General features: G+C 59.3%; 14 protein-coding genes and 2 pseudogenes. 8 read left to right on the forward strand and 8 right to left on the reverse strand.

Annotated features, from left to right (window positions below):
* Positions 1-64: 64 nt before the first annotated feature.
* The 3 genes from CJU94_RS00245 (at position 65) to CJU94_RS00255 (ending at position 1,375) form a co-directional block, all read left to right on the forward strand.
* Positions 65-274, forward strand: a complete 210-nt coding sequence (locus CJU94_RS00245) for a hypothetical protein (RefSeq protein WP_095417049.1) — start codon at positions 65-67, stop codon at positions 272-274.
* Positions 275-346: 72 nt separating this feature from the next.
* Positions 347-565 carry a hypothetical protein gene (locus CJU94_RS41630; protein WP_095417050.1) on the forward strand — a complete coding sequence of 73 codons (219 nt, stop codon included), beginning with the start codon at positions 347-349 and terminating at the stop codon, positions 563-565.
* A 264-nt stretch (positions 566-829) separates the two neighbouring features.
* On the forward strand, positions 830-1,375 hold the full coding sequence (locus CJU94_RS00255; protein ID WP_157763691.1) for a hypothetical protein: 546 nt from the start codon (positions 830-832) through the stop codon (positions 1,373-1,375).
* A gap of 833 nt (positions 1,376-2,208) precedes the next feature.
* Here the strand turns inward: CJU94_RS00255 and arsN2 are convergent.
* The 3 genes from arsN2 to CJU94_RS00270 all read right to left on the reverse strand — a co-directional run bounded on the left by arsN2 (position 2,209) and on the right by CJU94_RS00270 (position 4,644).
* On the reverse strand, positions 2,209-2,643 hold the full coding sequence (arsN2, locus tag CJU94_RS00260) for an arsenic resistance N-acetyltransferase ArsN2 (protein WP_095417052.1): 435 nt from the start codon (positions 2,641-2,643) through the stop codon (positions 2,209-2,211).
* Positions 2,644-2,677: 34 nt separating this feature from the next.
* The gene (locus tag CJU94_RS00265; protein ID WP_095417053.1) at positions 2,678-3,940 is read right to left on the reverse strand and encodes an MFS transporter; all 1,263 of its coding nucleotides are present in this window, start codon (positions 3,938-3,940) and stop codon (positions 2,678-2,680) included.
* 359 nt (positions 3,941-4,299) lie between these two features.
* On the reverse strand, positions 4,300-4,644 hold the full coding sequence (locus CJU94_RS00270; RefSeq protein ID WP_095417054.1) for a hypothetical protein: 345 nt from the start codon (positions 4,642-4,644) through the stop codon (positions 4,300-4,302).
* A gap of 155 nt (positions 4,645-4,799) precedes the next feature.
* Here CJU94_RS00270 and arsH point away from each other — a divergent pair, with 155 nt between their 5' ends.
* Entirely contained in the window at positions 4,800-5,576 is a 777-nt protein-coding gene (gene arsH, locus CJU94_RS00275) for an arsenical resistance protein ArsH (RefSeq protein ID WP_157763692.1), read from the forward strand.
* 9 nt (positions 5,577-5,585) lie between these two features.
* A complete protein-coding gene (locus CJU94_RS00280; protein WP_095417055.1) occupies positions 5,586-5,924 on the forward strand; it encodes an ArsR/SmtB family transcription factor in 339 nt (112 codons plus the stop codon).
* A 118-nt stretch (positions 5,925-6,042) separates the two neighbouring features.
* Here the strand turns inward: CJU94_RS00280 and CJU94_RS00285 are convergent, their stop codons facing one another.
* A complete protein-coding gene (locus CJU94_RS00285) occupies positions 6,043-7,158 on the reverse strand; it encodes an RNA-guided endonuclease TnpB family protein (protein WP_095417056.1) in 1,116 nt (371 codons plus the stop codon).
* Between the two features lie 120 nt (positions 7,159-7,278).
* Here CJU94_RS00285 and CJU94_RS00290 point away from each other — a divergent pair, with 120 nt between their 5' ends.
* Positions 7,279-7,752: an ArsI/CadI family heavy metal resistance metalloenzyme gene (locus tag CJU94_RS00290; RefSeq protein WP_095417057.1), complete on the forward strand. Its 474-nt coding sequence runs from the start codon at positions 7,279-7,281 to the stop codon at positions 7,750-7,752.
* Positions 7,753-7,867: 115 nt separating this feature from the next.
* On the opposite strand, the gene CJU94_RS00295 is transcribed toward CJU94_RS00290, so the two are convergent.
* Positions 7,868-8,209: an ArsR/SmtB family transcription factor gene (locus tag CJU94_RS00295; protein ID WP_095417058.1), complete on the reverse strand. Its 342-nt coding sequence runs from the start codon at positions 8,207-8,209 to the stop codon at positions 7,868-7,870.
* Between the two features lie 200 nt (positions 8,210-8,409).
* Here CJU94_RS00295 and CJU94_RS00300 point away from each other — a divergent pair, with 200 nt between their 5' ends.
* Positions 8,410-8,925, forward strand: a complete 516-nt coding sequence (locus CJU94_RS00300) for an arsenate reductase ArsC (protein ID WP_095417059.1) — start codon at positions 8,410-8,412, stop codon at positions 8,923-8,925.
* 2 nt (positions 8,926-8,927) lie between these two features.
* Positions 8,928-10,001: an ACR3 family arsenite efflux transporter gene (gene arsB / locus CJU94_RS00305; RefSeq protein WP_095417060.1), complete on the forward strand. Its 1,074-nt coding sequence runs from the start codon at positions 8,928-8,930 to the stop codon at positions 9,999-10,001.
* 142 nt (positions 10,002-10,143) lie between these two features.
* Here arsB and arsA read toward each other — a convergent pair.
* The 3 genes and pseudogenes from arsA to CJU94_RS42475 all read right to left on the reverse strand — a co-directional run.
* Positions 10,144-11,900, reverse strand: a pseudogene (gene arsA, locus CJU94_RS00310) (arsenical pump-driving ATPase).
* 13 nt (positions 11,901-11,913) lie between these two features.
* A complete protein-coding gene (locus CJU94_RS00315) occupies positions 11,914-12,252 on the reverse strand; it encodes an arsenic metallochaperone ArsD family protein (protein WP_244220890.1) in 339 nt (112 codons plus the stop codon).
* Positions 12,231-12,284, reverse strand: a pseudogene (locus tag CJU94_RS42475) (arsenic metallochaperone ArsD family protein); the annotation flags it as partial. The pseudogene CJU94_RS42475 and the gene CJU94_RS00315, both read right to left, overlap by 22 nt.
* Positions 12,285-12,552: the final 268 nt, after the last annotated feature.

The following is a 12,552-nucleotide window of genomic DNA, read 5'->3' on the forward strand; positions in this document are numbered from 1 at the left end:
CGGCCGTGCGTCATCCATCGCTCGGCCTCATGTCCTGCTTCCATTGCTCAGAGGAGATTCCACCATGAGAGCAGACGAATGGGTTCGGGAGGCCGAACGCGAATCGAAGCTTGTGGATGCCCTGTATAAGGCGCGTCATCTTATTTCGATGCATAACGGCATGACCGTGCGATGCGACGGCGAGAAATGGCCGCTCGATTTCGGCCAGGAGCTGAAGATGATTGACGCCACATTGAAGATGGCCGGAGTCGAGACTCAACGCCTCAAGCAGTAGCTGCTTGCCGAATCGCGAGAACTCGGGCAATCACAGGGAAGAATCGGTTCAGAGGTCCTTCGAGGTCAGCAGATGCAAACTGAGAAATACCGTGGATACACGCTGTGGGGTCATGCCATCTTGCAGCAGGAAGGCATCCCACAGCCGGCGAAATTCGCAGGAAGCGGCACGGTCACGCGCGACACCAAGGTCGTCGAGGTATCCGGGGTACTCGACGCTTTTGATAGTGACGAAGAAGCAGAGTTGGTAGGCCTTTCGTGGTGTCGGGCGTGGGTAGATAGTCACGGCTAGCGCGGAGGTCGCGGCAACCGCGCTTCGGTTTGCGTAGAACTCGCCTTGCACAATTAGGGTCATCAATCTATAACGGACTCGGGTACCGCCGTCCGTGTCGCATTTTTCGCGTGGTGCTCGTCCCGTGAATCGGAGGTGCCCATGTACTGTGCTCGGAGAACGGTTGCTACGCTCGTCGCCGTGTCGGCATCGTCGCTCATATCAACAACTCATGCCGAGTCCAGTCTCAGCTACTTAGGAGACGCGACAAATACCATCTACTCCTTGAACGGCAATTCCAGCCAAGATGAAGTTGCGAAAGCTTATTCGCAAGGATGCACCGCACTAAAACGCTTGAGCGACGACCAATCTTTCAAAAAGGCGCTCCACAACAAAGTCGGAAAATCCGGAGGCACTGAACAGCGCGAAGCGCTCCAAGCAGCGCGTACTTTCGCCGGAAGTTTTGTCGACTCGGAGTCAGGCGCGCTGAAACAAATTGGCGTGAGCGACGATGCTGCCAAACAGGTCCTCCATAGAGCATACGACTTCCGGAAGGACATAACTGACAAGCCAGACCCCACTCTTATTGAACGAGACATCACCGACACACGGGATGTTGTCTGCAAGGCGAGCGCGCAGGCGTCGGCCTTTTTGCAGGATGCGAAGAACCGAAATCGATGGGAACTGATTGCCTTGGGATTCGGTGGCGTAGCGCTTATAGCGGCTGACGCCGGGTCCGAGATTCCATCGGGCGGCTTAGCCACCGCTTCATTCGGACTTGGCGTGGGAATGGTTGGAACGTTCCTGAGCAAAACCACGAAGGAGTGGTGAGACCGATGCAACGTTGAGCGTCAATAAGTGCCGGTGCAGACATTGCACGAGAATCGAGCAACTGAGCTGAGGCACAAGCAAAAAACGGAACCGGAGTTATACAACGGATACGAAGTGTGGGGCATGCTATCCCGCAGAATGGAGGCTACGCCGCTAGCGGCAATAACGTCTGGCCGGAAATTCATTGAAGGTTCAGGCGTGCTTGCGACATGCGGACCCGAGGGAGAGGCGCGCGCCATCGGTATGGCGTGGGCTCGCGCATGGGTTGACACTCACGGGTAGGTCAGACCCGTGAGCTAAAAAGACTTCCATCCACTTATGGCTTTGTGTCTTAAAGGACTCTTCATGTCGATGAAGAAGTAAAAAGACATCTAGCGAATGATGTTTTAACTTTTACCGGGGGCTCATTTTAGGTCCCCGGCACTGCTCCAGCGCCGCACTATCGCGCTCCTCAAAAGTGCGGCCGGGCGCCGGTCAGCATGTCCCAGTATTCCTGACGCGGCAACCCGACCGCCTGAGGAAGCCTCATTTCGGGCCATCCTTCGCAGAGAAAGCGCATTCAGTTGTCAGCCGGCCTCGGTAGCGTGCTGTAATACACGATGGAACTCCCCAAAGCTCGCACGAGATTAAGCTGCCGGGGATGGGGGACCATTCTGAGTATTTGTACGTCGCCGAGGTGCCTCGCGGGCGCAGTGCTTTTTAGAATGGCAAGCATCGCGGGCGTAACCCAAGTCGCGCGGGCACCGGGATTTACCTAGAGAGCGGTGGGCGCTGTTCGCGGCCGCTTAACTAGGCGGGAAGTCAAACGCTCCTCGCTTCCGTAAGGATAAACGTCAAAGTGCCTTCTTGAAGCAGACAGCGCTCGCCGGGCACAACTGTGAAAATTGCGTACTCCCCTGCAACTCTGCAGGCGCGGTGCCTCGGTCGACACGTGCATAGGCGACCCTCGGAAAGAAGTCTGCAGCAGTCGTGGTGAGCAACCAAAGCTCGCCAACGCCTGAGGCTCGCGCGAGGTCTTCGGCGTGAGCCACCAAGTCGCCACCCAAACGACAATTGCGAGCAAGCTTCGCTACCGCCAGCGACCGCAGCAACGCATCGGTTCCAAACCGCTCCAGGCCAACGCTGCCGACAACTGAACCAGCGGCATTTTCTGCGACAGCAAAACTGCGCAACAGGTCGGGAGTTACATCGGAAGCCGGCAACCCGTTTTCCGCGAGCAATACTTTGATGGCATCAAGGTCTTCGTTTCGTGCAGCACGTATCATCATAGTCGAGTTATCGTGGGTGATTTTGGAAGCGAAGTCAGGCGGCTCCAGTTGTCATGTGACGGCTGACCCGAACAGCCACACAGAACGCAATTGCAGACAGTATCGAGACGAGAAAGACCGTCCATTCAACCGTCACATAGCCATGCGTGAAGCTCCAGATGCTGGCAGCGGCAATCGGCGCGATTCCCTTCGCGACGTTCGACGGAAAGGAAAGCATACCGCTGACCGCGCCATACCCCTCCGTCCACATCAGGTCCTGGACGATGGTGCCGCGGAGGATGGTCATCATGCCATTCGCGGCGCCGTAGCAAAGCGCAAACAACCACAGCAGCGCGGCGGACTGGCCCGCGCCTATCAGGACAAGGGTCGACAGGGGAAAGAGCGTTACGACGATGATGCCGACCGTACTCACGTGAACGGTTCGACCGAAAGTGAACCACACCGCTCGCGAGGCGACCTGAGCTGGGCCAATGAGCGCCATGGTTGTAACCAGGACAGCGTTCGACACGCCGCGCTCAACCATGAGCGGCACAAGATGGAAAGTGAGTGCCGCGAATGTCGCATAGTAGGCCGTAAAGCAGATGGCGAGCGCCCAGAAAATTGGCGAATGAACAGCACGACGTGTAGCCGCATTGTTCGCCCTTTTTACATCGCCACTCGCCGGCCGTGCTTCAGCGGCAATCCTCGACGAACGGATTGCCGCCATGTGAACAGGAAGGCAGATGAGAATGTTCAGTGCAGCGAGAACAACAAGTGACATGCGCCATCCGACCGCGCCAATGAGGAACTGGGTCAACGGAATAAAAACCGTGCTGGCGAATCCGGCGACCAAAGTGATGAGCGTGATTTTGGTACGGAAGCTTCGCGGATAGCGGTGGGTCACTACCGCAAATACCGGGTCATAAAATGTGGCCGCCATGGAAACGCCAAGGCCAATCCACACGACGAACAACATCGTCAACGATTGAGCCTCGGCCCAGAGTAGCAGCATCGCCGCGGCGATGACCGAGCCGAGGGCCATGACCCGGCGCCCCAGTCCATGGTCAATCCAGCGCCCAATGGGATAGGCCGCGAATCCTGAAACCAGCAACCCCACGGAAAGCGCGCCGTTCATCGCCGTCCGGCTCCAGCCCATGGCTTGCTCCATAGGCACAACCAGCAGCGAAAAGGAGTAATAGACAGAGCCCCAGGATACGAGTTGAGCCACCGCCAGTGCCCAGGTCACAAGCCTGTCGCGACTGTCCGTCTGCGCGGTCTCGTAGCGTGCGCTCTCGTCCTGATTCGACGTCGTGCTCAATTGTTTCCTCTCGTTGGGTCAGTCGGTTAAACGTCGGCAGCGCCGATGCAAAAGGAGTCGCAGCAAAAGAACCTTCGCGAAGCAAGTCTGTCGGCGATGGTGCGGCCGACCCGCTCTGGCGGTGGGCAGGCGTTGCGCGGTCCAACTATCCGCTGGTCTGTCTGTACCTTGCCAAGAAAACCGATTCCTTCGCGTTCGCAATACCCTCGTGTGCGTAGCGCGACGAGCGCTTCTCTCGGGTGTGCGGACACGCCGACGACGCCGCTCCTTTTTTCGTGGGTCGTCAACGCGACGAAAAGCTTCAACCCTTCGTCGGCGACCCTATTGCGTGTCCGCAGCAACGGAGTCATCTAGTCACATCACGGCCAGAAACGACCCAAGGACTTCGCATCCAGGACAACGACAGCAGCCGACGACCCGCCAGTCCCGAGAAATCGCGCCCGCTCGAGCGTCTCGTCGAGCGCGCCCGTCAGCGCAATCGCTGACGTCGCGTAACCGGTCTGCAACTCGAACGCTCTTGCGACGTCTGTCGAAAGCGACGCACGCCAGGACCGTGTCGCGGCCGAGCCGTCGGAACGCCGTATCGCGTCGCTGGCCGCTGGTCGCTCTGCCTTCAGCAGGACCAACGCCTGCATCGAGCCGCAGTGCCACCCATCCGCTGCCGACAAGGAAGGTCCAGTCGACAAGAGGTCTTCGCGGTCCATGACAGCTCCCTAAAATTTCACATTTCCAGAATAGCGGAAATGTCCTAGAATGCAAAGCACGAAACGATGACGCTTGCTCCTCAGCTGGCAGCAATGCCGGGTTGAGGCGGCGAACATCGGGTGCAGTCAGAAACGTCAAATAGCAAGGTAATGAGATGACCGTTGATGCAATCAAGGGCGACCACAGCTTTCCGGCCGCCAGGACAGAATTTTTCGACACAGATATTGCCGCACGCCTCGGCATGGACGGGCAGCCCCCGGTGAGAATTCTGCTGCTATACGGCTCGCTGCGTGAACGGTCGTATTCGCGGCTGCTAGTCGAAGAAGCCGCGCGCCTGCTGGAGACGTTCGGCGCTCAAACGCGGATTTTCGACCCGCGCGGTCTGCCGCATGCCGACGATACGGACGTGAAAAACCATCCGAAAGTAAAAGAGTTGCTCGAGTTGTCGCTGTGGTCCGAAGGACACGTGTGGTGTAGCCCTGAGCGCCACGGCACCATCACCGGTCTGATAAAGACGCAGATTGACCACCTGCCGCTCGTCAGCGGCGGCATCCGCCCAACACAGGGGCGCACGCTTGCGGTCATGCAGGTCAGCGGCGGTTCACAGTCGTTTAACTCGGTCAACCAGCTGCGGCAGCTTGGACGATGGATGCGCATGTTCACCATCCCCAACCAGTCGTCGGTGGCCAAGGCGTTTGAAGAGTTCGAAGAAAACGGGCGGATGAAGCCATCGTCGTATTACGACCGCCTCGTGGACGTCATGGAGGAGCTCGTGAAGTTCACGCTGCTGCTTCGCGGCCGCGCCGATTATCTCGTCGACCGGTATAGCGAACGCGTGAAGGAAGACCGCCCGCTGGACCCAGCGACCGACCTGGCCTCCCAGGCAATCGCTGACCAGTCGCGGAAAGAAGTGCAGACGAGCAACCAGTAAAGGCACGTCATGGCAACCCTCGATTCAAAACTGGCAGTCAAGGCGCTGGCAGCGCTCGCTCATGAGACCCGCCTCGCAGTCTTCCGCCTTCTTGTTACCGCGGGGCGCTCGGGTATGAGTCCGGGCGCCATCGCCGAAAAAATCGGACTCCCCGCGCCGACTCTGTCGTTCCACCTCAAGGAGCTTGCGCACGCAGGGCTCATCGAGGGCAAAAGTCAGGGGCGGTTCATCATTTACAGCGCCAGCTATGACCATATGCAGACGCTCATGGATTTCCTGATGGAAAACTGTTGCGCGGCGGAGCAGGCACAGCAATGCGGCTGCGCGACCAACGAAACGGAGGCGTAATTGACGTTCGCCCGCCCTGAAGGACGGGGATTCCTGACCTTCACAAGTCAGGTTCCTGCTTCGTTGCGGACCGCCTGCCGGAGATGTCTCCGTCAGGTCTTCCGTCCGCTCCACAGGCTTAAGGTTCCGCGCGTCCCGCGGTACCTGTTGCAAGAAGTCCCGCGTTGAGGATATTTCTCGCTGCGTTCCTGTCGCGGTCGTGTATCTCGCCGCACGCCGGACAAGCCCACTGCCGGATGTTCAGCGGCAACGACTTGTGTTTGAACCCGCAGGCATGACAGGTCTTGCTCGAGGCGAAGAACCGGTCCGCCTGCCAGTAGGTCCGGCCGTACCATGCCGCCTTATAGGCGAGTTGCCTGAGCAGCTCGCTCCAGGCGGCGTCGCCGATACTCCGGGCAAGGTGACTGCGCATCATCCCCTTGATGCACAGGTCCTCCATGAACACCGCCTGGTTTTCGCGGATGAGCTGGGTGGACAGTTTGTGCAGGAAATCCTTGCGTGAGTCGGCGATGCGCGCGTGCAGCCGCGCGAGGCGTTGCCGGGCCTTGTTCCGGTTTTTCGAACCCTGTTGTTTGCGCGAGAGCGCGCGGCTCAGGCGTCGCACGCGATGCAGCAGCTCGGCGAGGAACTTCGGCGGAGATAGCGGAGGCTGGTCGTCCGCAAAGGTCAGAAAGTGCGTCAGGCCAAGGTCGGCGGCAAAGAGCTTGTCGCAGACTGGCAGCGGCGCCACCTCGTCGTCGCATAGTAGGCTGACGAAGTAGCGACCGGCAGCGTCACGCGACACGGTCAGGCTCGAGGGCGTGCCGGGCAACTGGCGGCTCCAGCGCACGTCGAGCGGCGCTGCTATCTTCGCGAGCGTGAGCTTGCCGTCGCGCAGGTTGAAGCCGTTGCGCATGAGGGAATAGCTCTGCGCGGCTCGCTTGCGCTTGAAGCGCGGGAAGCCTGCCCGCCGGGCAAAGAAATTTTTGTATGCCGTCTCGAGGTGTCGAAGCGACGCTTGCAGGGCGACGATGGAGACCTCACGCAGCCAGACGCACCCCGGCGTCTGTTTGAGCGCGGTCAGCGCAGCGGCGTCATCAACGTAACTCGACTTCAGGCCGTCCTTGTAGCGCTGCTCGCGACGGGCGAGCATGTGGTTATAGACGAACCGCACGCAGCCAAAGTGCTGCGCCAACCGCTGCTCTTGCTCAGCGGTTGGATAGAAGCGGAAACGGAAGGCGCGTTTGACGGGCATAACCCCGTCTAGCGCGGCACTTTAAATACTGGAAACCTTTGGCGAGAGCAGAACTGTCGCCTTTCCTCCCCGTCCTAAAGGACGGGGTATCTCGGCTCAATCGGATGAAATGGAGGCTTCATGAAACGATTTCACGTGCACGTTGTTGTCCCGAAGCTCGACGAAAGCGTGCGTTTCTACAGCAGTATGTTCGGCGCGGAGCCTTCCGTCCTCAAGGACGATTACGCGAAGTGGATGCTCGAGGACCCGCGCATGAACTTCGCCATTTCTGCGCGTGGTGGCGAAACGGGTGTCAATCATCTGGGCTTTCAGGTCGACAGTGACGAAGAGCTGGCTGCTCTTCGCGAGCAGGTCACCGCTGGCAGCGTCGCGGTACAGGACCAGCCCGGCGCGCAGTGCTGCTACGCATCGTCAAACAAATACTGGACGCAGGACCCAGCGGGCGTACCGTGGGAGACGTACCACACGATTAGCGGCATCCCCATGTTCGGGGCGGACAGCAGGCAGTCGGCCACTGCCGAAGCGGGCGGGGCCTGCTGTGCCCCGGTTACCTCAATCCCAGTTGTCATTGAGAAAAAAGTCGGCTGCTGCTGATTCGCTGCGACAAAAGCAAACGGCCGCCCAAGGGTACGAGGCGGCCGTTGTAGTTGGATACTTATGTGAATGATGCAAGTGTGCTCCTGCGCGACTTACCGCACTAAGCGCCTGTTCATGCGGTCACGGGCTTGCACTTCACTTTCCTGGTGGGCTTGCATGCAGCCGAGTCCACTCCCTGGCAGCAGTTCTCGGTCAGAAAGCCAACCAGGTCGTTCATGTGCTCGATTTCGGGCCCGTAGTATACGAAGCGCCCTTCCTGCCGAGACGTTACCAGGCCAGCATGCGTCAGCTCCTTGAGATGGAAGGACAGCGTCGCGCTAGCCAGGTCAAGATGCTCCTGGATGACTCCGACGTTGAGACCCTCCGGCCCGGCTGTGACGAGCAGGCGAAAAATAGCCAGGCGCGTCGGCTGTGCGAGCGCGGCCAAAGCTTTGATGGCTTCTTTTTCCTTCATAAGGCTCTGTCTTCAAGGTTATCTGCCGATTCTAACGCGGCGCCGCCGGCGCGGGGCGGAACAGTCGAACCCGGACTTCACCGCTGCCAGCGCCGAACGACCGAGCGCGCCCGCGCTTGCTGCGTCAAAACGTTTCCATTATATTGGAGATATGGAGAAATTTGAAACCCGCCTAGACCAAACGTCGCCAGGAGAAGTCTGTGACAGAACACCGAAAATATAATGTCTTATTCCTCTGCACCCACAACTCCGCACGCTCAATCCTTGCGGAGGCGGCGCTCAACCAGCTCGCGAGCGACCGTTTTGTCGGCTACAGCGCAGGCAGCCATCCCGGAACGGCGCCAAACCCTCATGCAATCGCCCTGCTGAACTCACAGGGTATTCAGACGGAAGGGCTGCGTAGCAAGAGCTGGGACGAGTTTGCCGAGGACGGCGCGCCGCAAATGGACTTCATTTTCACGGTCTGTGACGATGCCGCGGGCGAAGTCTGCCCGATTTGGCCGGGCCATCCGGCAAAGGCGCATTGGGGCGTGGCAGACCCGTCGAAGGCCGAAGGTTCGGACGACGACAAGCGCAAGGCATTCTTGCAGGCCTTCGTGCAGATGAAGAAGCGCATAGAGCTTTTCACGAGCCTTCCGCTCGAAAAACTAGACCGGTTGGCCATCCAGCAACAAATGCAGAGCATCGGTACGTCGCTGCGCAAGAAGGGAGAGTAATGATGGCAGGCAGTCAAACCACTGCGAAAGTCACTCCCCGGGCGCCCAGCGGTATCGGATTCTTCGAACGCTATCTGTCCGTGTGGGTGGCGCTGTGCATCGTGGCCGGCATCGTTCTCGGCAAGTTGTTGCCCGGTGCTGTGCATACTGTATCCACGCTCGAACTTGCCCACGTCAACATCCCGGTCGGGATTCTGATTTGGGTAATGATTATTCCGATGCTGCTTCGCATCGACTTCGCTTCGCTGGGAAAAGTCCGCAGTCAGTTGAAGGGCATCGGCGTGACGCTCGTCATCAACTGGGCGGTCAAACCATTCACAATGGCCTTCCTTGCGTGGGTCTTTGTGCGACACGCGTTCGCTTCGCTGTTGCCCGCCGACCAGCTGGATAGTTATGTTGCCGGTCTGATTCTTTTGGCTGCAGCACCGTGCACGGCGATGGTCTTTGTCTGGAGTCAACTCACCAAGGGTGACCCGTATTTCACGCTGTCGCAGGTTGCGCTCAACGACCTGATTATGGTCTTTGCGTTTGCTCCGGTCGTGGGACTGCTTCTCGGCATTTCCAACATCACAGTGCCGTGGGATACGCTCCTCACGTCGGTGGTGCTCTACATCGTCATCCCGGTCATCATCGCCCAGATACTCCGCAAGTTTCTGCTTCGAAAGGGCGACCAGCATTTCCAGAGCGCGTTGGCGAAAATCGGACCGTTCTCCATCTCCGCACTGCTGTTGACGCTGGTGCTGCTGTTTGCATTCCAAGGCGAGCAAATCATCGCGCAACCGCTGGTCATTCTGCTTCTGGCGGTGCCCATCCTGATTCAGGTGGTCGTCAATTCGTCACTCGCCTATCTGGCCAACCGGAAGCTCGGTGTGTCTCATGATGTTGCAGCGCCGTCATGCCTGATTGGCGCATCCAACTTCTTTGAGCTGGCGGTCGCGACGGCGATTAGCCTCTTCGGTCTCAAATCGGGAGCAGCACTGGCGACTGTGGTTGGTGTTCTTATCGAAGTGCCGGTCATGCTGGCCGTTGTAAAAGTGGTCAACGCGTCGCGACGTTGGTACGAACGGGGAGCGTGACAACCCAGTAGCCTTCATGCCGGGACTCCGCCAGTCGAAATCTATACGCCATATGTTGAACGGCTTCGTGCTCGTGTGAGCACGGGCCGACACACGGTCCGGCGACTGCCGGCGCATGCTGTCCGCTACGACCGCTTTATGGTCAATGTCCGCGAGCCAGCTCTTCCAGCCCGTGTAGACCAACGGGCGGAGTCGCCTGCCACGGCAACAGCACAGCCCTCTTTGTGACCTGCGTCACCACACGCTCTATGAACGGCACCTCGTAGCGCCCTCGTTCGGCGAGTGCCGGGTCGTGGGTGCCGCTTGCGAGCAGACTTTGGTCAATGACCCAGGCATACGGTTCAATCTGGGCTCGCCGGAGGTCAGCTTGCAGTCGCTCCGCCTCATGAACAGGCGTCGCCTCGGCGAGCGTCACAATAAGAACGCGCGTGAAATCGGGGTCGCGCAGACGTGCCAGAAGCTGGCGCACCGCTTCTGGCATTTCACCCTCGGTGCGCATGACTTCGCGATGATAGGCCTCCGCTGAGTCCATCAGCAGGATGGTATGTCCAGTCGGGGCCGTGTCGAGTATCACGAAAGCGCCTCGGGCCTCATCCACCGTTCGCGCGAATGCGCGAAAAAAACCGCTATCTCCTCCGTACACGGCGAGCGCAGGTCTTCCTCGAGCATCGCTTTTCCCTAGGCATCGAGTTGAGCACCTGCCTTGGCAAGAACTTCATCGCGATAGCGGCTGACTTCCAGTTCCGGGTCGATGCGACTCACGGTTAGACCCAGCAGCGATTCCTGGAGAGTCCACGCCACATGTGCGGCCGGGTCAGTGGTCGAAAGCAGGACTGCGTGTCCGCGCTGCGCCAGTTCAAGTGGTATCGCCGCAGCCACCGTCGTCTTGCCAACGCCGCCCTTGCCCATCGTCATGACAAGACCGTGCCCCGCCTTCTCAAGGTCGTCAATGAGCGGGAAAAGGCCGCCAGGCAACTTCATGCTCAACGAGGTATCTGTCCTGGGCGCAGCAATCTGCTCCGGGTGCAAATACGCATTTAACGCGGTCAGCCCAACCAATCCCCTGGGGATGAAGCCCGTTTCGCTTCGCGCAAGTGCTGCGAGCCCCGGCGGCATTGCCTTTATCGCTGCAGCCTGCTGTTCTTCCATTGCGCAGGCAATGTCATCGTCAGAAGAAACAGCCTTGAAAACGCCATTGACGGCGAGCACAAGGTTTCGGACCCCGAGGTCGACCAGTTCGACACGGGTTCGCTCCGCCTCACGGAATGCCGATGCCTCCGGTCGGGTCACCAGAACCATGGTAGTGCGGTCGTGGTTGGTCAGTTCGGCAACGGCCGCTGCGTACAGTTGCCTGTTCTGCTCGAGGCCTGCCAGAGGCCCCAGGCACGAATTGCCGGTTGTGTTTGTCGACAGAAAGTTGCTCCAGGCAGACGGCAGTGTCAGCAAACGCAATGTGTGTCCCGTGGGGGCGGTATCGAAGATGACGTGGTCATATGCCTTCGCGGTGATACTACCGCCCAACAGGTCGGCAAAGGCGTCGAACGCCGCTATCTCGACGGTGCAGCCACCGGAAAACTGCTCCTCCATGCTGCGAATTGCCGCATCGGGCAACACGCCTCGATAAGGGCTGACCATACGCTCGCGGTAGGCGGCCGCTGCGAGTTCCGGGTCGATGTTCAGCGCGTGGAGGTTTGGAACCTTGGCGATTGGTGTCGGCCGCCCGGAAAGTTGAGTCTCAAGCACCTCATCGAGATTGGATGCCGGGTCGGTGCTGACGAGCAACACAGTCTTTCCCTTTTCAGCCAGTTGCAGCGCTGTTGCGCAGGCGAGCGACGTCTTGCCGACGCCTCCCTTACCAGTGAAAAAGAGATGGCGAGTTGTAACGGCAGGAAGTGTCATATCGGTGCGCCGGTTAGCATTCGCCTGGCTTGCAACCGCAGGCTCCTGCCTTGATGTGCGGCTTGTCGGCGGCGGAAATCTTGAGGCCCAGTTTCTGAATCAACTGGGCACGCGACGGATACACCCCGACGGAGATAATCCGGCCATCCACCGTTGCGATGGGCAGGCGGTCCATACCCGCATGCAGCTCGCGGACCACTTCCGGATTGGCCGCAAAAGCTGCTGCATCGTGTCCCAAGCCGTGCCGAACGACTTCGACACCATGTTCAGCCAGCCGCCGAACATCAGCGCTGAACTGAACAGAACAAGGGTCGGGTCCACGTCGACGCCGCAGACACCGGTCGCGCAGCACATGGCCGGTTCAAACACTTCAAGTTTGCTCATCGTCGCACCTACGAAATCTGCCGGCCCGGCCAGACTGCAGCCGTGTCCACTCCTTCATGCTCGTCCCTCTGAAGGACGAGTCATTGACCTCGGTCAAGTCACAGACGATGGAACGGCATTTCCCCGCATGGAGAATCGACCCGCTTGCAAGTCGCCTCCATCTGCTTCGTTGACAAGCGTCAAAGGAAGGTCGGTGCTGACATGTAGCCTTGTGTGCACGATGGCGGCACACGCTCTGTCGTCGAGTCGCGCGTTCACAGGGAGGAGA

The organism is Paraburkholderia aromaticivorans (genome assembly GCF_002278075.1).
Classification (GTDB): Bacteria; Pseudomonadota; Gammaproteobacteria; order Burkholderiales; family Burkholderiaceae; genus Paraburkholderia; species Paraburkholderia aromaticivorans.